This window comes from Empedobacter sp. UBA7620 (assembly GCF_002484185.1).
Classification (GTDB): domain Bacteria; phylum Bacteroidota; class Bacteroidia; order Flavobacteriales; family Weeksellaceae; genus Empedobacter; species Empedobacter falsenii_C.
The window spans coordinates 29204-52747 of the sequence record NZ_DLJI01000022.1; the positions used below are offsets into that span (position 1 = coordinate 29204).

The window sequence follows — 23544 nt, forward strand, 5'->3', positions numbered from 1 at the left end:
TTAAGCCTTACAATTCAAATCAAAAAATCAGATTACTGAATGTATTTGATCGATTCGAAAGTTATTTGATGAAAATAGTTTTTGAACTGATAATGTTCCCCATTAATCTCTATATCAATTTCCAAATAATCATTTTGATTAAAATGAATTAAATCTGTTTCGAAAAAATAAATATTTCGGATAACGTGAGATTCGCGTAAAACGGTGTTTTTTAGCAAGATATCATTTGTTCCCATTGCCAATTCTCCATAAAATGTAACATCCGCTTTAATCTTTTTTTGAGAAGAATTTGAATAAAAATCAGCTTCAACGATATTTATACGAACTGTTTTTTCGGTATTATTTTGAATAGAAATTAAAAATTCTAATGTATTTTTTTTCTTTGTTACCGAATCTATTTTTACTTGATAATCTATAATTTGTTGATTGGAATCATCAATCAAATCATCATTTTTTTCAATTTTTAAAAACGATATTTTTGGTTCTTCTTCTTTTGGAAGTGGCTTTTCTATTTGAGCTGTTTTTAGTTTTTTGTAAATAACAAACAACACTAACAATACAAGTAAAATGAATAAATATTTCATTCTACAAATTTAAAAATTAAATTGTTTTTCTGATTTTGAAAAAAAGGATTTGTTTCGCTTTTAGACAATTTTTTTTCTGAAACGAAAAGCACAAAAAGCTAAAACAAGTACACTTCCTGCTACAGCAAAACTAATAGGATTTGAAGATTTAGGGCTATTTTTACTAAAATTTGTTTGTATTAATTGACTATTTAAACCAGAAGATTGAGCAAATGAAATAGTTGTACTTGCTATCAATAGTAATAAAAATTTGAAGAGAGTTTTCATAACAATGAATTAAATAAAAAGATTGGTTTTGGTATTAAAGATTAATAAAACAAATACAATGCCTAATTTTCTTAAAATCAAATAATTTACAATTTAGTAATGACCATTCAATAATACTTTTTTTGGAAGAGGATAAATCACAAACAACTATTTATCAAATATATAATACCAAAAAAACTCAATCCATTTACTGAATTGAGTTTTTTATTTATAATATAAAAACTTTAATCTAGTTCTATTTTAACGAAATGATTGTCCAATAAATGATCAATTAAATCTTGTGATTTATAATCAATTGGGTCTTTTATTTGCTCTTTTGCTTTTGAATGTTCTTCAATTCGATGCAAAGCTTTATAAAAGCGTCGAACTTCGTTCAGATTCTTCAAAATTAATTTTGGAGCTTCAGCTTTTTCTCCATTTTCCTCTTTGCAAATCATCGTAAAATAAGACGAATTACAATGTTTAATTTCACCAGTTTGGATGTTTTGACTTTCTACTCGAATTCCTACCACTATTGACGTTCTTCCAACATAGTTAACCGAAGCTTTTAGTGTTAATAATTCCCCTACTTCTACTGGCGTTAAGAAATCTACTCTATCCACAGATGCCGTGACACAGTACTTTCCAGAGTATTTGGAAGCACATGCGAATGCAATTTGATCGAGTAGAGAAAGAATGAATCCACCATGTATTTTTCCACTAAAATTGGAATGCGATGGAAGCATTAATTGCGAAAAAGTTACTAATGAACTTTTTACCGTTTTGTAAATCATTTTATCTATTGTTGTGTGTGTGTTCAATTTGTAGTAATTAAGTTTAGACTGTAAAATTCATCTGCAATTTCGCGATTATTAGACAAACGAGGAACTTTATTTTGTCCGCCCAATTTCCCTATCGATTTCATATAATGCTGAAAACCTTCTGTTTTAACCTCAGAAACGACAAGCGGACGCAAAATATTTCCCGTTATCAAATCATCATAATACGTATTTTGACGACGCATTTGCGCATCTAATTCTTCATTAAAAATGGTTAGATTCTCAGGTTTTTGATCAAACTCGATTAACCATTCGTGATAAGGCAAACCTTCTGTTGGATTGACTTGAGGCGCAACTGTAAATTCATTTACACTCGCTGGATATTTTTCTAAAGTTTTTTGTAACGCCTGCTCCACTTCGTGACCAATTACATGTTCACCAAAAGCAGATGTATAATGTTTGATTCGACCAGAAACAACAATTCTATAAGGTTTTATCGAGGTAAAACGAACTGTGTCACCAATATTATATCCCCACAAACCTGCATTTGTATTGAGAATTAGAACATAATCTTTTCCAATTTCAACATCTTTCAAGGAAATTCGGATTGGATTTTCATCAAAAAATTCATCAACTGGAACAAATTCATAAAAAATTCCATTATTCAATAAAAGTAATAAATCATCATTTTTTTGAGAATCTTGATACGCAATAAACCCTTCTGAAGCTGGATATGTCTGAATACAATCTATTTTTCGACCAATTAGTTGATTCACTTTATCGCGATAAGGTTCATAATTTACACCTCCTGTTACCATTAGTTGTAAATTCTTAAAAATCGACTGAACGTTTTCTTTTTCAGAAACTTTAATCAATCGTTCAAAATACATAATCAACCAAGGCGGAATCCCAGAAATCAGCGTCATATCAGCTTTCACCGTTTCATCCACTACCCTATCCACTTTTGTTTCCCAATCTTCAATCACATTTGTTTCATAAGATGGTAAACGATTTTTTTGCAAATAATTTGGAACAAAATGTGCGCTAATTCCAGAAAGTCGACCTACTTTCAATCCATTTTTCTCTTCAAGAATTGGACTTCCTTGTAAGAAAATCATTTTTCCGTCAACAAAATTAGAATTCTTTGTTTCATTAATATAAAACAATAAAGCATTTCGAGCAGAATTTATATGCGAAGGAACGGATTCTTTTGTAAGCGGAATATATTTTGCACCAGAAGTAGTTCCAGAAGTTTTAGCTAAATAAAGAGGTTTTCCAGGCCATAGAATATTAAGTTTCCCTTCAATTACCTCATCAAAATAATGTTTCAACCCTTCGTAATCGTTGATTGGAACTTGCGATTTGAAATCTTCATAATTTTTGATTGATTCAAAATGATGATCAACTCCAAACTTTGTATTTTTTGCAGCAATAATCAATTCATTTAGAATTTTGTCTTGTGTTTCCAGCGGATGATTTATCCACTTTTGTTCTTTGTTGACAATGTATTTTGCAAAAATTTTCGCTAAAAAAGCTTTCATGCTGTTCCTTTAAAACATTATTATTGGTCGAATTTAAACGAATATTCTAAATAATTTAACAACAATTGCAATGATTTTTCTTAGTCAAATCACTAATTACATTAAAGCTAAAACGTTAGCTATCATTTTATAATCATCCCGTAAAAAGTCGCTTCTCTATTATTTCTATTCCACATAAAATTATCTTATTTTTTCGAGGGATACAAGATTTTTTCTAATCGAACGTTTTATTGTAGATTTGTTTTTATTCGCTATCATGAAAAAGATTGTAATGAGTATCTTCGCCGCAAGTTTTTTAATCGGCTGTTCTACGCAAAAAAATAGTTTCAAAAACCGACAATATCACAAGATGACATCGTGGTTTAATGGAGTATTCAATGCTGAGGATGAGTTAGAAAAAAAGAACACAGAACTGCAAACGAATTATGTAGAAAATTACTCGAAGATTTTACCTGTTGGAATAGAATATTTTTCTGTTTCAGATTCTACCAATGTAGGTGGATTTAATAAATCCAATTTTGGTATTGGAGGTGGAAATCGAAATAATCAAGATAAAGTAGAAAAACCTGTAGGATTTGCTGCTGTAGAGGCAAAAGCTTCTAAAGCTATCGAAAAACATTCAATGTTAATCAAAGGAAAAGAAAATAATCCTTTGATGGGACGCGCTTATTTATTGATTGGAAAATCATTATTTTATCAAAAAAAATACTTTGAAGCACTTGATGCTTTAAACTATGTTGTCAAAAATTTCAAAGATTCTAAATATGCTCAAGAAGCGCATGTTTACAAAACTGTTGCCGAAATAAAAGGTGGAAATTACTTTGATGGAATCGAAACTTTACAAAAACTTTACGAAAACGATCCATATAAAAGTAAAGAATTAAAAACAATGATTGCGCGAACGTATGCTCAATTTTTGATTGATCAAAAAAAGTACGAAGAAGCGCTTGATCCATTACAAAAAGCCGAATATTTTTCTACAAATAAAGATGAACGCGTTCGTATATTTTATACGTTAGGACAAGTTTTTTCTAAATTAGGAAAACAACAAGAGGCTGGTGAAGCTTTCACGCAAGTTTATAAAATGAAGCCTGGATTTGATATGGAAATCAAATCGCAATTGGCAATTGCTGCTAATTTTGATCCAAAAATTAATAATTACGGAAATTATAAGCAAAACTTGTTAGACATCGCGAATAAAGGAATTTATACATCGAAGAAAAACGAGTTATACTACGGAATTTCTGAAATGGCTTTTCGAGCTGACAAAATGGATGATGCTGTAGAATATGCAAAATTGAGTTTGAAAGAACCAATGTCTGATCCTTATATTCGTGGGCGCGCTTTCGAAAATTATGGAGATATAAAGTTCAAGCAAAACGATTATGTGTACGCTTCGGCTTATTATGATTCGGCACAAACGAGTTATAATTTGCCAGAAGATCAAACGCGTATTCAGAAACGAAATGATGTTTTGAAAAAATTGATGGAGAAACATTATTTAGTTCAGAAAAATGATTCGATTCTAAAACTTGCTGCTCTTCCAAAAGAAGATCAATCAAAATTCTTTACTGATTATATCGAAAAATTAAAGAAGAAAGAAGAAAAGCAAGCTATAGAAGAGCAAAAAGAAATGGAAACTTTTCAGTTAGAGAATAAAACGGCAAGTTTCACGACGAGTTTTAATAATGCTGATAAAGGAAAATTTTATTTCTATAATCAAAATTTAAAATCAACTGGACAGCAAGAATTCCAACGTATTTGGGGAGGAATTTCCTTAAAAGATAATTGGAGAAATTCGAATGCAATAAGTACTGCAATTGAGGATAAACAAAATGAATTGACAGGGCAAATAGCTGCTGGTGATCCAAGACGTTTTGAACTTGATTATTATTTAGATCAAATTCCGACTTCTCAAAAAGCTCTGAATGACTTGAAAGTTGTGAGAGATACAACGCAATTGTCTTTAGGGACTGGATATTTTGATATTTTCAATAACGCTGAGCTAGCTGGAAAAGAGTTGAAAGCCTTGGTTGCTTCGCCTCCAAAATCGGAAGATGTGTTATTAAAAGCGACTTATCAATTGTATCGTATTTATAAAAATCGCGATCAAAAATTAGAAGATGAATACAAAAATGTCATTCTAACAAAATATCCAAATACAATTTATGCAGGTTATATTCTTAATCCAGAAGTTGAATACATTACAGCTGAAACAAAAGAGGCTTTAGAAGCCTATAAAGTTGCTTATGCATTGTATCAAGATAAAAAATATGATGACGTAAAGAAAAAAGTACAAGAAGCAATTGTGAAATTTCCGACAGAAATTATCGTTGCTAAATTTGCTTTATTAAATGCTTATGCGATCAAACAAACTGGAAAAGATAGCGATTTCGAACAAGCTTTAGAAATTGTAATTACTGCTTATGACGGAACCGAAGAAGCTAAGCAAGCAAAACGTTTGTTGGATAAATTGCGTAATCCTAAGAAAAATGTAGAGGAACCTGAAGCTACATCACCTAAAGCTCCAAAACAATTGGAAAGAAATGAAAATTTTAATAATAAAGAAAATACAGAACGTAGAACAGTAAAATAATATAAAAAAAGAGATAATCTAGATTAACTCTTTTTTTATATGAATACTTGATTTTTTATAATAATCGTTTAACTCTTCTTAAAAAACGGGATTCTTAGTAGATTGAGAATTCCAGATTTGTTCTCGGTATTCTTTTGGTGTAATACCTGCTACTTTTTTGAACAATTGTGTAAAATGCGAAGCAGTCTGAAAATTAAGCTCAAAAGCAATTTCAGAAATTCTTTTACTTGAATGTAATAATGCTTTGCTGTAATTAATATCCGTTTCGTTAATCCATTGTTTTGGCTTTTTTTGCGTAATATCTTTCACACATTTGTTGAGATAATTTTCTGTTACAAATAATTTATCTGCATAAAAAGTTACTTTCTTTTCTTCGATATGATGTTTAAAAAGCAAATCTTTAAACTGCAGAGAAAGCTCCATTGGACGCGTAGTTGTACTCGGAATCTTTTTATAATCGATATTGAGCAACTTTAATAAAACAACATGTAACATCGCGATAATAATCTCGTTAATTTCAAGGCTATTCAAGAAAATTTCTTGTTCCATTAAAACCAATAATTGATGAATGGTTTGAAAAGTAACCGCATCGAGTGATAAATAAGGCGACATCAAGAAAATACTCGATTTATATTTTGGCAATTCTAATTCAGATAAAATATGATTTTCGTACGCCAAAAAGAAACCTTCTATATCATCAGACATTTCTACTGTTGCAGTAATTGTTCCTTGTTTTATAAAAATTATTTCATTTTCGTTTACTTCATATTCTTTGTTCTCTAAATATTGTTTCATGCTTCCTTTGGTCACAAACATGATAAAATTGAATGTTGTTCTATATGGAATTACGGGCATTAAAATATCTTTTAGATAATACTCTAATCGATATAATTGTATATCCTCATTATTTCCTAAAACTTGGTTACTTAGATGAGCTAGAAATAGTTCTTTGTATTGTGAGTTTGATATCATTTCCATGGCAATGCTTTTTAAAATGAAACTGTTTTTATTGTTCGAATTTTATGCCAAATTACATTATATTCCAAAAAATCGATCAGTATATTTTTTTATAAATAATGTGCACCAAGTTCCTACAACAAAAGGAAATGTAAGAACTCCTCCAAATGATGCGAAAATATTGGTCTTAACAAATAGAACATCAATCAAAACGGTTATAAAAACACCTAATAAAACCCAAAAACCATCTATTCGTTTGGTTCCAGCAAATACAATTGCCGTTAAAACAGCATTAAACCCAAATAATCCCATGTGAATTTGTTCTACTGGTTCTCCAAATAAATTTGAAATTTCTGCACTAAAAATTGAAGCTGCTAAACCGTACAAAGCCGCAGCGGGTGAACCAATAAAAACGGCAATAAAAAAGATGATACCAGACATTGGACCACCTTGAAAGATTACTTCTCCGAAACCATTTGTTGATGTAAACAAATCATCTGCTTCTAATACAGATTGAACATCGCTTACATTTGCAGGACCTATTGTTGTGAAATGATGAATTCCAAAAACTAAAATCCAAGTTAATAGAATGAATGGTAAAGTAAAGACTGGAATATTTCGTTTGATAAAAAAATGTTGAATAATCGCTGCTAATGCTGAAGCAACCACCAACAAAATCCAGATAAGAAAAGTAGAGTCGAACATAATTGTTAATGCAACACCAACTAACGCTGCACTAAATCCATATAAACCTGCGTTGATTTCTTCTTTGTCGTATTTCAATAAGATTGCTGTAATTGTCCCAACTGCTGTCGAAACAATTGCGCCAATTCCTCCTTCTATACTTCCTAAGAAAATACCAATCAAAAACAATAAACCTGTACTACTGTTTTCTTGCAACATGATTTGTCCTAAACCTTTTAGAACTTGATCTATAAATGGAACTTTCGTTAAAATTTTGTCCATGATTTTTTATTTGTTTCTATAATTCCCAAAGTAAATCTTGGGCAGCCAAGAAATAATTATACATTGCTTCTCCTCCTTGACTTAAAGCTCTTATGACGAAACCATTTCCGTCCAAAACAGAAATCCCAATTTCTACATTTGTATGTTTTTTTGCAGTTTCTAATAATGTTTCTACCAACGCAACTTTATCCGTATCTGGTTTTGTACTAAAGAAAATAAAACTTCCTTGATGCGTATAATTTTCTAAAATACCAATACTACTAATCGGAATTAAATCGGGCTGAATTAAGACATTATCTTTGACTACTAATTTGTTTTGATGATAGATTTCTGTCAAATTCTGAAAACGTTTTAACTTAAAAACTTCTCCCGAATGTTTGCGTCCACAAGTAATAATCTCACTAATAATAATTTGACTATTCTCTCCAATTGTAATAGCAGCGCTACTTTTGAAATTAGAGTTTTCATGCGGAACAACTGGATGCGGCACATATGCAAATGACGCATTGTTGTGTATATTAATCGTTAACTTTTGAGTTGCCTCGTCATCCATATTAAACAATCGTTGGTACGATTGTGATTGCAACTGAAGTGCTGCATTGTCTTCTACATCAATATTCAGAATATATTCGTCGCCATTCAAAATTCCAGGCGAAGAAGTCATCGTCATTTGATATAATTTATTATCTAATTTTCGTTGTCCAACAGATACAACACGGAAGGGTTTACCGACGTACAAATTTTTGACGAACGATTTACCTTCCTTGTATCCTGCAACAATATCTAATCTACATTCCATCTTATCTCAAAAGATTTGGTTCTTCGATTTCTTCTAAAAGTGCATATTTTTTAATCCAACCAATAACACCATCCAAACCTTCTTCTGTTTTTAGGTTTGTGAAAACAAAAGGTGCTCCATTTCTCATGCGTTTTGTATCGCTTTCCATCACTTCTAAACTTGCTCCTACGTGTGGCGCTAAATCTATTTTGTTGATGATTAATAAGTCTGAACGTTGGATACCAGGTCCTCCTTTTCTTGGAATTTTTTCTCCTTCTGCCACATCAATAATAAAAATCGTCACATCAGCTAAATCTGGGCTATACGTTGCTGCTAAATTATCTCCTCCACTTTCGATTAAAATCAATTCGATATCAGGAAAACGATCTGCTAATTCATCAACTGCTTCCAAATTCATACTTGCATCTTCACGAATCGCTGTATGAGGGCAACCTCCAGTCTCTACACCAATAATTCTATCTTCTGGTAAAAGACTATTTTTTGCCATAAATTTGGCATCTTCTGAACAAAAAATATCGTTTGTGATCACTCCTAAATTATAATCACTAAACATTTTTCGACTTAATTTTTCTAATAAAGCTGTTTTTCCAGAACCTACAGGTCCACAAACTCCAACTTTGATATATTTTCTATTTTCCATTTTGAATATTGTTTATAAAATTTATGACATGTATAAGCGAGAATATAAGCGTTCGTGTTGCATACATCTGATATCAAACGATGTGTTGCATAAGCCTACATATTCTCTATCTAATTCTATTGTTTCTTTGGCTGTTTGAGAAATTGTTTCGTACAAATCGAACATTAAATCTTGTCCATCCAATTGTCCCAAAGGCACTAATTTTACTGCGTTTGTTACAATTCCAGAAGCCGAAGTGTAGTAAAAAGCAAACAATGCTTCGTAAAGTGGAATTTGCAATAAACTGGTATAAATTCCGAAAACAATCGCATAATTAGAATAAGCGATGTTTTGTTTGATGTTGCGCTCGTATTCTTCAACAAATTCTGATTCTACGCGACGCTTGAAAATTTTGATTAAACGCAAACCTAATTTTTGACTTGCTTGTCTGATTTCTTTTGGCGCTTTTAGAGCAGAACATTCTTCATCTAATTTCAAAATTTCTTTCAAATCTGAATGTTGAGTTGCTTCGTAAGCTAATTTTACAAAAGCACCATCATTATATTTCAGATTATATTTCATCATATTTTCTACAAACTCTTGCGCCGTTTGTTTGTTATTGACTATTCCATTCTGAATATAAGTTTCTAATCCATTCGAATGTGTATAAGCACCAATCGGTAAAGTAGGATCAGAAATATGTAATAAACTTGCTAAAAATTCTTGTTTCATTCTTTATCTTTTTACGATAATTTTATTTTCAGATTTTTTGTAGACATTGAACCTCCTACTTTGGTTTCGCGATGATGATCTACATTGGCATTCAATAGATGTAGGAGTTTTAAATCTTGAACTTTTGGATTGTAGCCAGATGATTCTAACCAGCGAAAAATGGTCAATTCGAAAGGCATAAGCAACAAATCATTTTCATTGTAAAGTGGTAAATGTTTGTTTCCTATTTCGTGGCAAAGTGCGCTCATTTCGAGAATAGATTGAGGAGAAAGTACAATAGTTTTGGTTTCTAAAACATTCACAACAATTGCCGTTTCGTCATCCATAAAAAGAATATCACCATCGTGCAAACGTTGTTTATCTTTCAAAAATTTGATCGCGACATCTTTTCCACCTCTTGTTCTTTTGCGTTGAATTCTTTTGGTTGTTTCGTACCAATCTAAATCCAAATAATCAATTGACTGTGAAATTGATTGTTCTGCAACAGTTCCTATTCTCTCATTAATAATCATCTTGCTTAATTTTTTCTTCTAAAATCGATATTTTTAGATACGCCCATTCCAAATGCAGAGCCATTAACTCCAGCAACAGATGTTTTTGTCCAACCTTCTTTTGATTTTGTTTCTAACAGCGAAAAATCTGCAAATCTAAATTTCAATCCCCAGCCGCCGCCTAAAACAATTCCAATCATAGGATAACCTCTCAATCGAAAACCATTAAAATTTTCCATAGATGATGTTGTTTCAGACAATTGTTGTCCCCAAACATAATGCACATCAAAATGCGCAATTAGCGTAAAATATTTACCAAGCGCCAAAGACGGACTATACCAAATCCCTGTTTCATTTTGTTTGCTTACAACGTGATGATTGGCATTATCTTCGGTATATGCGTAGTTAACCCCAATCGCATCATTATTATTGAAGAAATATCCTATTCCAATCGGAGCACTTGAGACGTTGCTGCTACTACCAGATGGCGACGTAACTTTAGAATAATCCAATGAACCATATAGTGAAAATTGCCCTTTTGGACCTTCATCATTGTCTTTCAATCTCATTCCTCCTAAGATTTGCCCGTTCATTTTCCCTGAAATCAATGACATTCCAATTACTGCAATTGAAAAAACTATTTGATTAAAATTTATCATTTATACTTAAAAACCTAATTTTATTATTTCATTAAAAAATTTGAAAAGGCTCAGCACATTGTCTGAGCCTATTTTTAATGATTAGAATAAATAATACAATTGAGCTAAAGGAACTACTTCCGATGGTTCGCATGTAATATATTCTCCGTCAACATATACTTTATAATTTTCTGCATTCACTTCGATATTTGGTGTTTTATCGTTGTGAATCAAATCTTTTTTACCAATATTTCTACAGTTTTTAACAGGTAAGAAAACTCTGTTCAAATTATAGCTGTCAATTGTTCCGTTATCGATAGAAGCCTGAGAAACAAATGTGATATTCGTTTTCTGAACTGCTTTACCGAAAGAACCAAACATATTTCTGTAAATAACTGGTTGTGGAGTTGGAATAGATCCGTTTGGATCACCCATTTTACTACCTGCGATAAATCCTCCTTTCAAGATCATTTCTGGTTTAACACCAAACATTGCTGGTTTCCAGATGACTAAATCGGCAATTTTACCAACCTCAACAGAACCAATATAATCTGAAATTCCGTGTGCTATTGCAGGATTGATTGTATATTTTGCGATGTAACGTTTTGCACGGAAGTTATCATTGTCATGACCTTTATCTTCTGCGATTTCTCCACGTTGATCTTTCATTTTACTTGCCGTTTGCCAAGTTCTTGAAATTACCTCTCCAGGACGTCCCATTGCTTGAGAATCTGAACTCATGATACTGAAAACACCCATATCATGTAAAATATCTTCGGCAGCAATTGTTTCTGGACGAATACGAGAATCTGCGAATGCTACATCTTCAGGGATATTTTTACTCAAATGGTGACAAACCATTAACATATCCAAGTGCTCATCAATTGTGTTAACTGAATAAGGACGAGTTGGATTTGTAGACGCTGGTAATACATTTGGATACATCGCAGACTTGATAATATCTGGCGCGTGACCTCCACCAGCTCCTTCTGTATGGAATGTGTGAATAACACGACCATTGATCGCTTCCATTGTATCTTCTAAGAAACCACCTTCGTTTAATGTATCAGTGTGGATCGCAACTTGTACATCATATTTATCTGCAACTTTCAATGCTGCATCAATTGTAGATGGTGTTGCACCCCAGTCTTCGTGAATTTTTACCCCTAAAGCTCCAGCTTCTATTTGCTCTTCAATTGGCTCAACAGTTGCACAGTTTCCTTTTCCGAAGAATCCAAAATTCATTGGGAAAGACTCAGTTGCTTCCATCATTTTTTGAATATTGAATTTCCCTGGCGTAACCGTTGTTGCATTAGAACCGTCATTAGGTCCTGTACCTCCACCANNCACTGAATAAAGAAGTATTGATTTGTTGCGGAGAAATGTAGTGAATGTGAGTATCGATACCACCAGCAGTCACAATCATTCCAGCTCCATTGTGTACTTCAGTCGAAGCTCCGATAATCATTCCTTCAGTAATTCCGTCCATTGTATCTGGGTTACCAGCTTTACCAATACCAACGATTTTACCATCTTTGATTCCAATATCTGCTTTTACAATTCCCCAGTGATCAATAATAATTGCACGCGTAATACAAAGGTCTAAAACACCTTCTGCACGCAATTTTGTAGAGTTTTGCCCCATACCATCACGTACAGTTTTTCCTCCTCCAAAAATTGATTCATCACCATAATGTCCAAAATCATCTTCAATTTCGATGATAAGATTTGTATCTCCTAAACGTACTTTATCTCCCGTTGTAGGTCCTAAAATATTGGCGTATTGTTTTCTGTCTACTTCTAAACTCATTTTAAAGACTTTTAAAATTGTGAGATTTCATATTCTCTAATGCTTGTTGTTTTTGCTCGTCTGATTCTATAGAACCTTGAACCAAATTGCTGAATCCGTACATTTTTTTGTCACCAGCGATTTCTACTAATTCAACTTCTTTTTCTTCTCCTGGCTCAAAACGAATAGCTGTACTTGAAATAATATTTAATCGTTTTCCGAAAGCAGCTTCACGATCAAAAAGCATCGCTTTATTTACTTCAAAAAAGTGGAAATGAGAACCAACTTGTATTGGTCGATCTCCTGTATTAATCACATTAATTTTTACCGTATCTCTACCTTCGTTACAAACGATTCTTCCTTCTTTTACAAAAATTTCTCCTGGTATCATTTTCTTTTATTTTTAGAATTAACGAATAGGATTATGAACCGTTACCAACTTTGTTCCGTCAGGAAAAGTCGCCTCCACTTGTACATCGTGTATCATTTCTGCAACTCCTGGCATCACATCGTCAGTTGTTAAGATGTTTGCACCTTCTTGCATCAATTCTGCAACTCGTTTCCCATCTCTTGCACCTTCCAAAATAAAGTGGCTGATAAGCGCAATAGATTCTGGATAATTTAATTTTACTCCTCTTGCTTTACGTTTCAACGCAAGCTCTCCAGCAGTATGTAACATTAGCTTTTCTAATTCGCGTGGTGTTAAATGCATTTTTTTATTTTTTAAAAAATTAGATATTTATCCTACACATTGATGTAAACAATTTGTGTATGAATATGTTGAATTTTGACAATAAGAACCCTTCATTGTTTAGCTAAAAACAACGAAATCTATTGTAGATCAATAAAAATTAATTATTTGTAATCAATTTGTAGCGAATGAAATAAGATGTATTTCGGTAAACTTTTTAAAGTCTTGACTTCAACTGTTTCCGATATTTTTTGATAAAAGGTTTGATGAAAATAAATGGTCAAAAAACGAACAAACAAATCACAATCGAATGTAAAAATTTCTGATTCTGATTTATTTTCATCAACTGATAATAGATTGAAATTATCAAATTGAGTAGATAATTTTTTTCCACAATCTATTTGTTCTGTGTGTTCTCTATGCGCCTCGACAAGACTTCTCGTTTGAGAAAACTTCGAGATACTTATTACAACCGTAATAAATAACATTAAAAATACTATAGAGAAAACCTTTTTCATTACTGATGTAAAATTAGACGTTTTACTTTGTTTGTTTCTTACTTAAAAAATCAGATAAATATTCAAAAACGTGACAATTTCATTCTTTTTGACTATTCTAAAACCTTTGATGAATAATCCTTAATCTTACTTCAAAATGATTAATCTATTCATTTTAAATGATTTAATTATTTATTAAAATAAATCATTGTCATCCAAAATCACTTATTTAATTCCTACGGAAGCTTCCAAACCAAATCTACTGCAACATAATGCACACCCGATTTCGCTTCTGAATAATTCCTAATCAAGTTGTTAACATAACCAATATCCATCGTCAACGGAGAATTTGGAATTTGGAACATATAATAAAGTCCCAAACGCGTTTCTTTGTACGCATATTTTGTCCAATGTTTTTCCACATCGTTCATATAACTCGTCGCAAATAAACCTTCAGCACTAAGCGCTAAAGATTGCTTATTCTTATCTGAAATCGGATATGTTAATTGCGTTTTTACACGCGTTCTTAACTGAAAGTTTTCGTCAACTTCATTAAAATCAGCATCAAAAAACTTTCTGAATTCTTGTCTAATTGTATTCTTCCATTTAAACTTTCCTAAATTCGCAGTATACGCATAACGCCCATAAACTCTAAACTCCTGCTCTATTCCTTCTTTATGAAAAGGAGCTTCAGAATCAAATTCATTTTGACGACGATAACTTATCGCATAACTATATTGTTGATTTGGTTTGAATTTATTGTAAATCTCATAATTCAAGACTAAAATCGCAGGTTTATCAACTGGATTATAATTATCTTGTGAACTTTTTCGTCCCATTCCAACATATGCAACTGCATATTTATTCCCTGTAGAATCTAACTTATGTTGCACACCAAAAGCAGCCCAAGAAGCGGTTTTAGCTTTCCCTAAACCTGGAGGACTTAATTGTCCAAAACTTGTTGTAATCGTAAATAAAAAGGCAGCAACAATGCTTATTTTGCGTGTAATTGAAATCATTTTTATGTTTTGTTTGTTTATTTATTTTAGAATGAATAGCTTAACGTAGCCATCATATTACTTGGAGATCCAGGGAAAACTCGTGTGTAATCAATTCCTCCTTGGAAATAATATTTATCGAAAATATTATTGAATTGTACTGAAATTTTTAATGGGTTCAAATCATAATAAATTGCAGCATTTACCACTGTGTAATCTGGCAAAAATCCCCACTCAGCATTCCCTTGTACATCTTTTCCAACAGAATTTTCCATACGTCGATTGCTAACATAAGAAGCACCAAGACCAAATCCTAAACCTTTGAAAGTATCATGCAAAACCGAATATTTAAACCAGACATTCGCCATATTTTTTGGTGCATTTGGCAAAGGCATTCCAACTTCCGAAGCTACAGAAGAAGCTTTAACCTCTGTGTCTGTGTACGTATAATTGAAACTCATTTGTAAATTACGATGCAATTGTCCTCGTAAATCAAGCTCCAAACCTTTCGAAGAAACTTTACCCGATTGACGATAAACAGGAAAACCAGCATCGCTCAATTGTCCTGTTGGCATCATCATATCATTGCGTTGAATTTGATAAAGCGCTAAATCTATTTGCAATTTTTTCTTGAAAAATTCTGTTTTCAATCCTGTTTCTACTTGGAAACTTCTCTCTGATTTGAATGGTTTATCAGCACCATAATTTTTGTAATTCGCTACATAATCGGCAGCAATTGGCACATAACCTTGCGAATAATTAGCAAAATAATTTATTGTTGGCGTTACTTTATATGTCAATCCCACACGAGGTAACCATGTATCTTGAGTTGCCGAATAAGGCGTTTTTGGATCTGCACTTTCCGATGTATAATGCTCATAACGCAAACCAAATAACATTTCTAATCGATTAAATTTCACTTGATCTTGTACATAAACACCCGTTGTTTTATAAGAACTCAAAAATGGAAAAGACGCTTGTTTTAACCATTTGTAAGAAGATAAATCTTTCGATTCGTAAATTGGATGATTCAAATCAAATGTCAACGGAACAATTTCTCCATTCACCTCTTTGCTTCTCGCCTCTTTTTGCTGATTGTCCGCATCTGGCTTATATTGTGCATAATCAACACCAAAAATTATATTTTGTTTTACTTGCCCTTTTTGCAATTTATAATTCAAAAAAGCAACAGCATTGTCTGTATAATCAGTTGCTTCACGAGACAAGAAACGCATATTAACAATTGTGTTGTAAGGTGCATCTGCAAAGCTATTCAACGTTCTGTGTTCGTTTAATTTTTCTTTATAAATTGATTTCGAATAATTAAGCGTTAATGATAAATTGTCTAAAATCTTTTGAGTTAATTTTGTACGAAACGAAAATGTTTCTGTTTTGAAAAAATCCGATGGTTGAGACAATGTAAAAGAACGATTGATTGCATATAAATCTGTTTGTTTCACGCCCATTCCACGATCCAAATAGCCATCAAAATTATCGTAAGTTAAATCCACATCGATTTGTGTTCCTTTTCTTGGTTTGAACGTAAAAGATGGCGCAACCGAAACTATTTTTTGATTATTATTTTTTCTGAATGTTTTACTTGTTTGGTAACCTGCATTCAATCGATAAAATAAATTATTACTCAATGGTCCACCAATATCCAAGGTTGTACGCAAAGTTTCAAAACTTCCTGAAGAAAAACTAACCGCTCCTTTAAAATCTTCTAATGGTTTTTTAGTCACTAAATTAATTGTTCCACCTGGCGCAATATCACCAAATAACGTTCCTCCCGAACCTTTCAAAACCTCAATTCTTTCCAAATTAATAGTCAAAGGCGAATTGAAATAACTTGTTCCATAACCAAAACCAGAACGCAAACCATTCACCAAACGCAAACTATTTCCATATCCGCTGCTAAAACCTCTCAACGTATAATCGTCATAAGATGAAGCTTGATTAACACCCGATAAATCATGCACCATATCCGAAACTTTGAACGCTTGTTTATCGTCCATCAATTGGCGATTCGCAATACTAATTGTCTGTGGTAAATCTTTCAGACTTCCATTCAATTTTCCATCAAAAGTGATCGTATGTTGATAATATGAATTCTTTTTATCCGAACTAATTAAAACTTCTCCTAATTGCGTTGATTCCTTTGATAAATAGATTTTAAGACCTGTTTGCTCGTTCCAATTTTGTTTTGTAATCACAAAATTTGTCGAATTCAAACCATCAGCCATAATCGAAATTGTCAACGGAAGTTGAACTTCTTTTTCGAATTTAAACTCTCCATTTTCAGCAGTTTCTACGTTGTACGTGTCATTTTCGATCGAAATAATTGCATTCGAAATTGGTTGATCTTCTTGATTAAGAACTTTACCAAAGATCATTTTTGCTTCTTGTGCAGTAGCTGTTATTCCAAGAAAAATGAAAAAACTGAACGTAATAATTTTATACATGAAAGATGTTTTCATTTTGAGAAATATTATTTTTTAATTCGTTTGTACCAATCTCTTTTTGCATGTGATAAGTCGGAAAATTTGATTCTTCGCAAAACATCATCAAATCAAAACCTTGTTTCAACCAAAATTCATACGCTCCCGGCAAACTTGGATGCGTGTGCAAATACAAACGATGAATATTTTTTTGATGCGCTTGTTTTTCCAATTCCTGAAACAATTGCGTTCCCAAACCAAATCGACGATAAGCCGGCTCCACAAACAAACGAGCAACCTCTACCGTTTTTTCTTTACCAACAGAAAGATGAGGAAAACGATAATCGAAAGGCATCATACCAATAACGCCAATAATTTTATTGTTTTCATCACGCGCCTGAAGAAAAATTCCAGTTTGGCTTTCGATGTAATTGGACATAAAGTTCAACAAGTCTTTTGGAACAATTGTTGGGTCTAATGTTGGAAATAAATCGCGTCTAAACTCGATCACATAAGGCAATATTTCTTCAACCTGATGAGTTTCAACAGGTGTAATTTTTATATTTTTCATTCAATTTTTATTTTAATTGTGGCACAAACAATTGTTTTCCTTGATGAGTTAAATTCAACAAAGGCAATTGATACGTTTCTTGCAGAATATTTTTAATCTCTTCTTGATTATAATTTTCTAAATCAACCAATTGATGATTTTTCATCATATAAAATTGATCACCATACATGAATGCCAAATTAGGATCATGCATCACACAAAGGACGGTTTTTCCTTGTTTGACAAGTTCTTGTAAGGTTTCTAAAACCAAAACTTGGTAATGCAAATCCAAGTGATTCGTTGGTTCATCTAACATCAAAACATCTGGATTTTGAACCAAAACACGACACAACAATACCAATTGTCTTTCTCCACCAGAAAGCGAAGTATAAGCTTTGTCTTTTAAATGCCACAGATTAAACTTCGTCAACATTTCTTCGACAATTTGATAATCGTCATTTTTAGGAGAAAACCTCGAAAAAGAAGCGCGACCAGTCATCACCACATCAAAAACTTTGAACGGAAAAGTAGTTTGATGAAACTGCGTCATAAAGCCTAAACGAAGCGAAGATGATCCAACTTTTATCTTTTTGCGTTCTTCATTTCCAATGAAAACATTTCCGTCGTATTTCTTCTCCAAACCTGCAATGATATTAAACAAAGTCGATTTTCCACTTCCGTTTTTTCCCATCACAACAGATAGTTTTGCTTCAGAAAAATTGACATTTACCTCATTCAGAATTTTATCTTTTCCGTAGGTAAACGATAAATTTCGTATGTTAACTATTGCTTTCATTAGCCCCAATTTGCTGCGTTTTTTCTCATCAGATAAATAAAAATTGGTGCACCAATCAACATTGTAAAAACACCAACCGGAATCTCAAAAGGCATTACCGTTCTCGAAAAATCGTCGATTACCAAAAGAAGAGTTCCTCCAATACTAATATTTGCCCAAACCGTTTTTTCGTTATTTGGTCCAAAAAACATTCGACTAATATGTGGAACGATTAATCCAAATAAACTTATCACACCAACTGCGGCAACACAAGCGGCTGTAATTAAGGTTGCAACACCTATCAAAATAACTTTCAAAAGTCCTGGTTTTACGCCAACTGCAAGCGCTTCTTCATCACCCAAAGACAATAAATTAAGTTTCCAACGGAATAAAATGATAATGGTTAAACCAATTAAAATCGGATAAAAAGCTATTTCTACTTTTTCCCAAGAAGCTGTATGTAAATTTCCCATCGTCCATTGCACAATCATTTGCAATTTGTATGGATCGCTGATGTATTGTAAAAGCGTCAAAACGGCTGTAAAAACTCCAGAAATTATCATCCCTGATAAAACCATATTGATTAACGAGCTTTTGACATTAGTTTTAGAAATTAAATACGTTAATAATACAGCACAAACACCAAATACAAATGCTGAAATATTAATTGACAACACAGGAACAACCATTGCTAAAGCTGCTCCAACAGCAGAACCAGATGATATACCTAATGTAAATGGATCTACAATTGGGTTTCTGAAAATTGCTTGTAAAACATTACCAGAAGATGCCAAAGCTGCGCCAACAATAAACGTTAATACAATACGAGGTAAACGAACTTGCCACAAAATAGTTTCTATACTTGATTGAGGTAAATTAGTTGTTCCCGAAATTAACTTACTGATTGCAGATGAACTGTAACGAATCAACTCCGAAATACCTACAAAATTCGTTGCGCCCATTGTCATAGAAAGGATAACAACCGTTATTGGCAAAATCAAAAGTAGACCGTAAAATTTCAATTTAGATTGCATTTTTCTTGTATAAATCTGGTTTTTGGTACAATTGCATGATATCGTTTTGCACCTCTTTGTTTAATTGTTCAGTCGAATAAGCCGAAAGATAGCACCAATTGCGAAGTTGTTTGGCAAATAATAAAAACTTAACCGTATGCGGATCGTAATAAAATGCAGGATTCATCGCGAAAACTTGTTTCGATTTTACCGCTGGCAAAGCATCCAATTCTTTTAGTTGATACACCTCATCAAGGCTCGAATTCCAAAGTACAATCAAATCTGGATTCCATTTATAAATCGATTCTGCACCAACATTTGGCGATTCCATTTCCAACGGACAAGCATTTTCTGCACCTGATAATTTGATCGCTAAATCTAACAAAGTTCCTTTTCCTGATGTCGAAAAAATACGTCCTTTCGACCATGCGTAATAGACTTTTTTAGGCTTTTCGTTTACAGGAGTTTTCAACTTTTCAGCCTCTGTTTTTACATATGAAACCACTTCCTCTGCTCGTTGTTTTTTCCCTAATAAAGTTCCCATTCCAAGCAATTCTTTGTAAATCTTATCTTGACTTAAACTTGAAACGGTAAAAACTGGAATATTTAACTCTTCTAATTGCTGAATTGTTTCGATATTCTGTTCATAAACAATTGCTAAATCAGGCTGCAAACCAACAATTGTTTCAATATTACTTGATCCACCTCCAAAAGTTGGCGTCGCAATTGTTTTGTTTTTGATTCGCTCATCTAGTTTCGCATAGAACTCATATTTATCTTCATTCTGAAAAACTTGTTGGGGAATTCCAACCACTTTATCTTCGGCGTGTAACATATAAATTTCGTCCAAAGAAGGTTCAAAAAGTACAATCACTCGTTTTGCTTCTTGCGGTAACGAAACTATTTTTCCACGACTATCTTCTGCTTTTATTTCGCCTTGTTGTTCGCTCTTTTTTGAAGAAGAATGACAACTTTGAAAGAAAATAAAGAATGATAAAACAAGGGTTATGCGATGAAATATTTTACAATTCATGGTTTAATTTTTTACCAAATTTTTTAATAAAAATTCACTGATTAATTGTGCTTCGACAAGTTGTATTTTATCTTGATAACGAGTCAAAAGTTGCTCGTACATACGACCATCATAAGGAAGCAAAAGTTGATTATCGTCGTTTTTCCAATAAATAGGAAGGTGACGATTGCCAACGAAGTAACAAAAATCAGCGGCATCGGACTTCGATTTTGCAGAAAACTGAATACACAAACAAGGTTTTATGTAAACTGAAGCTATTAAATTGTTTTCATGAAATAATCGATCGCCGTTCTGCCACTCATTTTTAGTTTGTAATCGAAGTTCTAATGTCAAACCAGCAGTTGTTTTTCGCGTAATTTTTTGTTTTCGAATCTCAAACCATTCAATCGTTAATTGATCCAAAACATTTTCTACTTGTTCAGTTTTTGACTGAATTTTATCTATAATTACCAACTGATTTTCCATTGTTTCGATCTATTATTTTTGTTGAGCAGCTTCTTTTTTCAACTGAACTTTCTCTTTCAACCATTGACACCATTCGTCAATTCCTTCTCCATTCAACGTACTGATTGTTTGTACTTCTAAGTTTGGATTAACCTCTCTTGCATCTTTAGTAACCGCTTCGATAGAAAAAGGTACATATGGTAATAAATCTGATTTAGAAACCAACATCAACTCACTTGTTAAGAACATACGTGGATATTTTTTTGGTTTATCATCACCTTCTGTTGTAGCAATAAGTGTTACACGATAATCTTCACCTAAATCAAAAGCTGATGGACAAAGAAGATTTCCTACATTTTCGATGAATAATAAATCTGTTCCGTCCAAATTAATGTGATCCAAAGCTTGTAAAATCATTTGCGCTTCGATATGACACATTCCACCTGTTACAATTTGTAAAGCATTAATCCCAACTTCGCGCATACGAACTGCATCACGCTCCGTTTCTGGATCACCAACTAAAACAGAAATATTCAATTCTTTTCCCAAACGTTTTCCAATTTCTTGTAACAATGTTGTTTTTCCTGATCCTGGAGACGAACAAACATTGATGATACAAACATCTTTCAGACGTTCGCGAATCGCATTTGCAACATAATCGTTGGCTTTTAATAAATGTAAAGTTGTGTTGTCGCATTGAACAGATCCTACTCTATTCCCAAGACTTTTTGGATTTTGTGTATTTGTTGACATAATTGAAATATGTTTAATTAATGATTATTTATTTTTAAAGATGACTTGCGAGATAAAAAGCTCATTTCCTTTGACAATTGTGCTGGACGGTGTTGAGCAATCTTCGCAAACAAATTTGTGATATTTGACTTCGAAATTCTTGTGACAATGTTCGCAATACGCCACAATTTCATTGACTAAAACCTCTAACTCGATTTCATTATAATTTTGGTTATCAGCTATAAATGCATCAAATGCATTTTGGATTAAAACAGGTTGAACATTTGATAAAAGCCCAGCTGTAATTTGAACTTTTTCTATATCTTCTATCTTCGAATCATAGTGCTCGTTCAACGTATCAAATATGTCTTTGACAATACTTAATTCGTGCATAATTTTTAATTTTTGTGAATAGATCCCCTCCTTCTAAACAAAATAAATGCTTAGAAAATAGCTATGTATAAGAAAGTTTTATGTTTATCAGATAAATGGTAAACCGTAGATATAATGCCTCAACAGGCAAATTTTATTCGTTGAAGTAGAAAATAAATCAGAAAAAATACGAACACAAATCTGTTGATTAAAATTAAATTTAACATCTGCGTTGATAAATTCGTCAAAAGAAAAATCATTGATTTTTAAATCTTCTACAGTAAATGTAAATCCCTCAATAGTGCTATTTGTATTATCACATTTTATTGTCTCTTTTTCTACTTTTTGATGCGCAGAAGATTGATTTGTTTTGTTAGAAAAGCTAAACAGAACAATCAAAAAAAAGACAGAAAATATGTGAAAAATCGTTTTCATTTACGATTGTAAAGGTACTACAACATTCTACCTAAAGGATTATTCAAAATAGAGGATAAATGTTCAAAAACGTTACAAATCAATAAAAATTATTTAGCTTAAAAAAACGACAATTAAATCGTTTATTAATATATTTTTATTGCTTTACAATAAATTTATTTTGTAATTCAAAATATTTCTATTTAATTTGAAAAATAAATTATTACTAAATATGGAAACTAAATCTAAATTTTATTTAAAATTAATTGGAGTATTACTAATCACTCTACCTTTTATTGATTTCTTTTTTAATAATGGATTAAATGATTTCAAAAGAGGTTTGAATGATGGAAATTCAAAAAGAAATTATGAATATTTTAATGTCATTCCAAAAAATAGTGTCAATAACACTATTTCTATTCCAAGAATAGATGGAGACATTTTAACAAACGAAATTAGTTTAGAAGTATATACTGATAGAAGTCTAGACATTTACCCATTTTATATTTGGGTTTTATATTTACTTTTAGGCGTTGTAATAGTTTTTTATTTATTTTCTACAATTCGATTAATTAAAAGATTTATTAACGGTGAATTATTTGAAAAAAGCACATACAATACTTTATTGTACAATGGGTTTGCTGTTATTAGTTTCACTTTAATAGATTCTTTATTAAATTTTATTAAAAATAATCAATTAGAAAAATATCTTGTAAACAGTAATTTCATTATTTCTGAGAATAATATGATTAATATTTCATCTCTATCTGCAGGTTTATTTACACTTGTATTCGCTATAGCCTTAAAACAAAGTATTCAAATGAAACAAGAAAACGATTTAACGATATAA

25 protein-coding genes and 1 pseudogene are annotated in these 23544 nt (G+C 32.1%); 2 read left to right on the plus strand and 24 right to left on the minus strand.

Going from position 1 to position 23544, the window contains the following annotated elements; translation table 11 throughout:
• Positions 1-32 precede the first annotated feature (32 nt).
• The 4 genes from B2217_RS04420 to B2217_RS04435 all read right to left on the minus strand — a co-directional run bounded on the left by B2217_RS04420 (position 33) and on the right by B2217_RS04435 (position 3150).
• Positions 33-584: a hypothetical protein gene (locus B2217_RS04420; RefSeq protein ID WP_180906413.1), complete on the minus strand. Its 552-nt coding sequence runs from the start codon at positions 582-584 to the stop codon at positions 33-35.
• Between the two features lie 60 nt (positions 585-644).
• The gene (locus B2217_RS04425; protein ID WP_180906412.1) at positions 645-851 is read right to left on the minus strand and encodes a hypothetical protein; all 207 of its coding nucleotides are present in this window, start codon (positions 849-851) and stop codon (positions 645-647) included.
• Positions 852-1075: 224 nt separating this feature from the next.
• The gene (locus B2217_RS04430; RefSeq protein ID WP_180906805.1) at positions 1076-1624 is read right to left on the minus strand and encodes an acyl-CoA thioesterase; all 549 of its coding nucleotides are present in this window, start codon (positions 1622-1624) and stop codon (positions 1076-1078) included.
• A 23-nt stretch (positions 1625-1647) separates the two neighbouring features.
• Positions 1648-3150, minus strand: a complete 1503-nt coding sequence (locus tag B2217_RS04435; protein ID WP_291122130.1) for a GH3 family domain-containing protein — start codon at positions 3148-3150, stop codon at positions 1648-1650.
• A 271-nt stretch (positions 3151-3421) separates the two neighbouring features.
• On the opposite strand from B2217_RS04435, the gene B2217_RS04440 reads away from it, so the two are divergent.
• Positions 3422-5746: a tetratricopeptide repeat protein gene (locus B2217_RS04440; RefSeq protein WP_291122131.1), complete on the plus strand. Its 2325-nt coding sequence runs from the start codon at positions 3422-3424 to the stop codon at positions 5744-5746.
• A gap of 78 nt (positions 5747-5824) precedes the next feature.
• On the opposite strand, the gene B2217_RS04445 is transcribed toward B2217_RS04440, so the two are convergent.
• The 20 genes and pseudogenes from B2217_RS04445 to B2217_RS04540 form a co-directional block, all read right to left on the minus strand.
• Complete coding sequence (locus tag B2217_RS04445; RefSeq protein ID WP_280045783.1) at positions 5825-6724, minus strand: helix-turn-helix domain-containing protein; 900 nt, start codon at positions 6722-6724, stop codon at positions 5825-5827.
• Positions 6725-6781: 57 nt separating this feature from the next.
• A complete protein-coding gene (locus tag B2217_RS04450) occupies positions 6782-7669 on the minus strand; it encodes an urea transporter (RefSeq protein WP_280045782.1) in 888 nt (295 codons plus the stop codon).
• Between the two features lie 16 nt (positions 7670-7685).
• Positions 7686-8468 (minus strand): urease accessory protein UreD, encoded by a 783-nt coding sequence (locus B2217_RS04455; RefSeq protein WP_280045781.1) that lies wholly within the window; start codon positions 8466-8468, stop codon positions 7686-7688.
• Between the two features lies 1 nt (position 8469).
• Positions 8470-9108, minus strand: coding sequence for an urease accessory protein UreG (gene ureG, locus B2217_RS04460; protein WP_115000045.1), 639 nt, complete (start codon positions 9106-9108; stop codon positions 8470-8472).
• A 21-nt stretch (positions 9109-9129) separates the two neighbouring features.
• Entirely contained in the window at positions 9130-9819 is a 690-nt protein-coding gene (locus B2217_RS04465) for an urease accessory protein UreF (RefSeq protein WP_115000043.1), read from the minus strand.
• Between the two features lie 11 nt (positions 9820-9830).
• Complete coding sequence (locus B2217_RS04470; protein ID WP_280045780.1) at positions 9831-10331, minus strand: urease accessory protein UreE; 501 nt, start codon at positions 10329-10331, stop codon at positions 9831-9833.
• Positions 10332-10336: 5 nt separating this feature from the next.
• Positions 10337-10969, minus strand: a complete 633-nt coding sequence (locus B2217_RS04475) for a hypothetical protein (RefSeq protein WP_280045779.1) — start codon at positions 10967-10969, stop codon at positions 10337-10339.
• Positions 10970-11050: 81 nt separating this feature from the next.
• Positions 11051-12758 (minus strand): annotated as a pseudogene (gene ureC, locus B2217_RS04480) (urease subunit alpha).
• Position 12759: 1 nt separating this feature from the next.
• Positions 12760-13128: an urease subunit beta gene (ureB, locus tag B2217_RS04485; protein ID WP_280045778.1), complete on the minus strand. Its 369-nt coding sequence runs from the start codon at positions 13126-13128 to the stop codon at positions 12760-12762.
• A gap of 18 nt (positions 13129-13146) precedes the next feature.
• The gene (gene ureA, locus B2217_RS04490) at positions 13147-13449 is read right to left on the minus strand and encodes an urease subunit gamma (RefSeq protein ID WP_038336653.1); all 303 of its coding nucleotides are present in this window, start codon (positions 13447-13449) and stop codon (positions 13147-13149) included.
• 712 nt (positions 13450-14161) lie between these two features.
• Positions 14162-14944, minus strand: a complete 783-nt coding sequence (locus tag B2217_RS04495; RefSeq protein ID WP_280045777.1) for a DUF2490 domain-containing protein — start codon at positions 14942-14944, stop codon at positions 14162-14164.
• Between the two features lie 26 nt (positions 14945-14970).
• The gene (locus B2217_RS04500) at positions 14971-17400 is read right to left on the minus strand and encodes a TonB-dependent receptor (RefSeq protein WP_291093121.1); all 2430 of its coding nucleotides are present in this window, start codon (positions 17398-17400) and stop codon (positions 14971-14973) included.
• Positions 17378-17932, minus strand: a complete 555-nt coding sequence (locus B2217_RS04505; RefSeq protein ID WP_221414075.1) for a GNAT family N-acetyltransferase — start codon at positions 17930-17932, stop codon at positions 17378-17380. The genes B2217_RS04500 and B2217_RS04505 overlap by 23 nt, the downstream gene beginning before the upstream one ends.
• Positions 17933-17939: 7 nt before the next feature.
• Positions 17940-18707: an ABC transporter ATP-binding protein gene (locus tag B2217_RS04510; RefSeq protein ID WP_180906403.1), complete on the minus strand. Its 768-nt coding sequence runs from the start codon at positions 18705-18707 to the stop codon at positions 17940-17942.
• Positions 18707-19720: a FecCD family ABC transporter permease gene (locus B2217_RS04515; RefSeq protein ID WP_180906402.1), complete on the minus strand. Its 1014-nt coding sequence runs from the start codon at positions 19718-19720 to the stop codon at positions 18707-18709. The genes B2217_RS04510 and B2217_RS04515 overlap by 1 nt, the downstream gene beginning before the upstream one ends.
• Complete coding sequence (locus B2217_RS04520; RefSeq protein ID WP_291122132.1) at positions 19710-20732, minus strand: ABC transporter substrate-binding protein; 1023 nt, start codon at positions 20730-20732, stop codon at positions 19710-19712. Before B2217_RS04520 ends, B2217_RS04515 begins: the two co-directional genes overlap by 11 nt.
• Before the next feature lie 3 nt (positions 20733-20735).
• Positions 20736-21197 (minus strand): urease accessory protein UreE, encoded by a 462-nt coding sequence (locus B2217_RS04525; RefSeq protein WP_180906400.1) that lies wholly within the window; start codon positions 21195-21197, stop codon positions 20736-20738.
• 12 nt (positions 21198-21209) lie between these two features.
• Entirely contained in the window at positions 21210-21929 is a 720-nt protein-coding gene (gene hypB / locus B2217_RS04530; protein WP_052217937.1) for a hydrogenase nickel incorporation protein HypB, read from the minus strand.
• 24 nt (positions 21930-21953) lie between these two features.
• Complete coding sequence (locus tag B2217_RS04535; RefSeq protein ID WP_038336663.1) at positions 21954-22301, minus strand: hydrogenase maturation nickel metallochaperone HypA; 348 nt, start codon at positions 22299-22301, stop codon at positions 21954-21956.
• Between the two features lie 87 nt (positions 22302-22388).
• Complete coding sequence (locus B2217_RS04540) at positions 22389-22715, minus strand: hypothetical protein (RefSeq protein ID WP_180906399.1); 327 nt, start codon at positions 22713-22715, stop codon at positions 22389-22391.
• 187 nt (positions 22716-22902) lie between these two features.
• Here B2217_RS04540 and B2217_RS04545 point away from each other — a divergent pair, with 187 nt between their 5' ends.
• Positions 22903-23544 (plus strand): DUF2975 domain-containing protein, encoded by a 642-nt coding sequence (locus B2217_RS04545; RefSeq protein ID WP_180906398.1) that lies wholly within the window; start codon positions 22903-22905, stop codon positions 23542-23544.

Coding starts and splice junctions, on each gene's coding strand:
- B2217_RS04420 (WP_180906413.1), bottom strand. CDS start 584: ATGAAATATTTATTCATTTTACTTGTATTGTTAGTGTTGTTTGTTATT.
- B2217_RS04425 (WP_180906412.1), bottom strand. CDS start 851: ATGAAAACTCTCTTCAAATTTTTATTACTATTGATAGCAAGTACAACT.
- B2217_RS04430 (WP_180906805.1), bottom strand. CDS start 1,624: ATGATTTACAAAACGGTAAAAAGTTCATTAGTAACTTTTTCGCAATTA.
- B2217_RS04435 (WP_291122130.1), bottom strand. CDS start 3,150: ATGAAAGCTTTTTTAGCGAAAATTTTTGCAAAATACATTGTCAACAAA.
- B2217_RS04440 (WP_291122131.1), top strand. CDS start 3,422: ATGAGTATCTTCGCCGCAAGTTTTTTAATCGGCTGTTCTACGCAAAAA.
- B2217_RS04445 (WP_280045783.1), bottom strand. CDS start 6,724: ATGGAAATGATATCAAACTCACAATACAAAGAACTATTTCTAGCTCAT.
- B2217_RS04450 (WP_280045782.1), bottom strand. CDS start 7,669: ATGGACAAAATTTTAACGAAAGTTCCATTTATAGATCAAGTTCTAAAA.
- B2217_RS04455 (WP_280045781.1), bottom strand. CDS start 8,468: ATGGAATGTAGATTAGATATTGTTGCAGGATACAAGGAAGGTAAATCG.
- ureG (WP_115000045.1), bottom strand. CDS start 9,108: ATGGAAAATAGAAAATATATCAAAGTTGGAGTTTGTGGACCTGTAGGT.
- B2217_RS04465 (WP_115000043.1), bottom strand. CDS start 9,819: ATGAAACAAGAATTTTTAGCAAGTTTATTACATATTTCTGATCCTACT.
- B2217_RS04470 (WP_280045780.1), bottom strand. CDS start 10,331: ATGATTATTAATGAGAGAATAGGAACTGTTGCAGAACAATCAATTTCA.
- B2217_RS04475 (WP_280045779.1), bottom strand. CDS start 10,969: ATGATAAATTTTAATCAAATAGTTTTTTCAATTGCAGTAATTGGAATG.
- ureB (WP_280045778.1), bottom strand. CDS start 13,128: ATGATACCAGGAGAAATTTTTGTAAAAGAAGGAAGAATCGTTTGTAAC.
- ureA (WP_038336653.1), bottom strand. CDS start 13,449: ATGCATTTAACACCACGCGAATTAGAAAAGCTAATGTTACATACTGCT.
- B2217_RS04495 (WP_280045777.1), bottom strand. CDS start 14,944: ATGATTTCAATTACACGCAAAATAAGCATTGTTGCTGCCTTTTTATTT.
- B2217_RS04500 (WP_291093121.1), bottom strand. CDS start 17,400: ATGAAAACATCTTTCATGTATAAAATTATTACGTTCAGTTTTTTCATT.
- B2217_RS04505 (WP_221414075.1), bottom strand. CDS start 17,932: ATGAAAAATATAAAAATTACACCTGTTGAAACTCATCAGGTTGAAGAA.
- B2217_RS04510 (WP_180906403.1), bottom strand. CDS start 18,707: ATGAAAGCAATAGTTAACATACGAAATTTATCGTTTACCTACGGAAAA.
- B2217_RS04515 (WP_180906402.1), bottom strand. CDS start 19,720: ATGCAATCTAAATTGAAATTTTACGGTCTACTTTTGATTTTGCCAATA.
- B2217_RS04520 (WP_291122132.1), bottom strand. CDS start 20,732: ATGAATTGTAAAATATTTCATCGCATAACCCTTGTTTTATCATTCTTT.
- B2217_RS04525 (WP_180906400.1), bottom strand. CDS start 21,197: ATGGAAAATCAGTTGGTAATTATAGATAAAATTCAGTCAAAAACTGAA.
- hypB (WP_052217937.1), bottom strand. CDS start 21,929: ATGTCAACAAATACACAAAATCCAAAAAGTCTTGGGAATAGAGTAGGA.
- B2217_RS04535 (WP_038336663.1), bottom strand. CDS start 22,301: ATGCACGAATTAAGTATTGTCAAAGACATATTTGATACGTTGAACGAG.
- B2217_RS04540 (WP_180906399.1), bottom strand. CDS start 22,715: ATGAAAACGATTTTTCACATATTTTCTGTCTTTTTTTTGATTGTTCTG.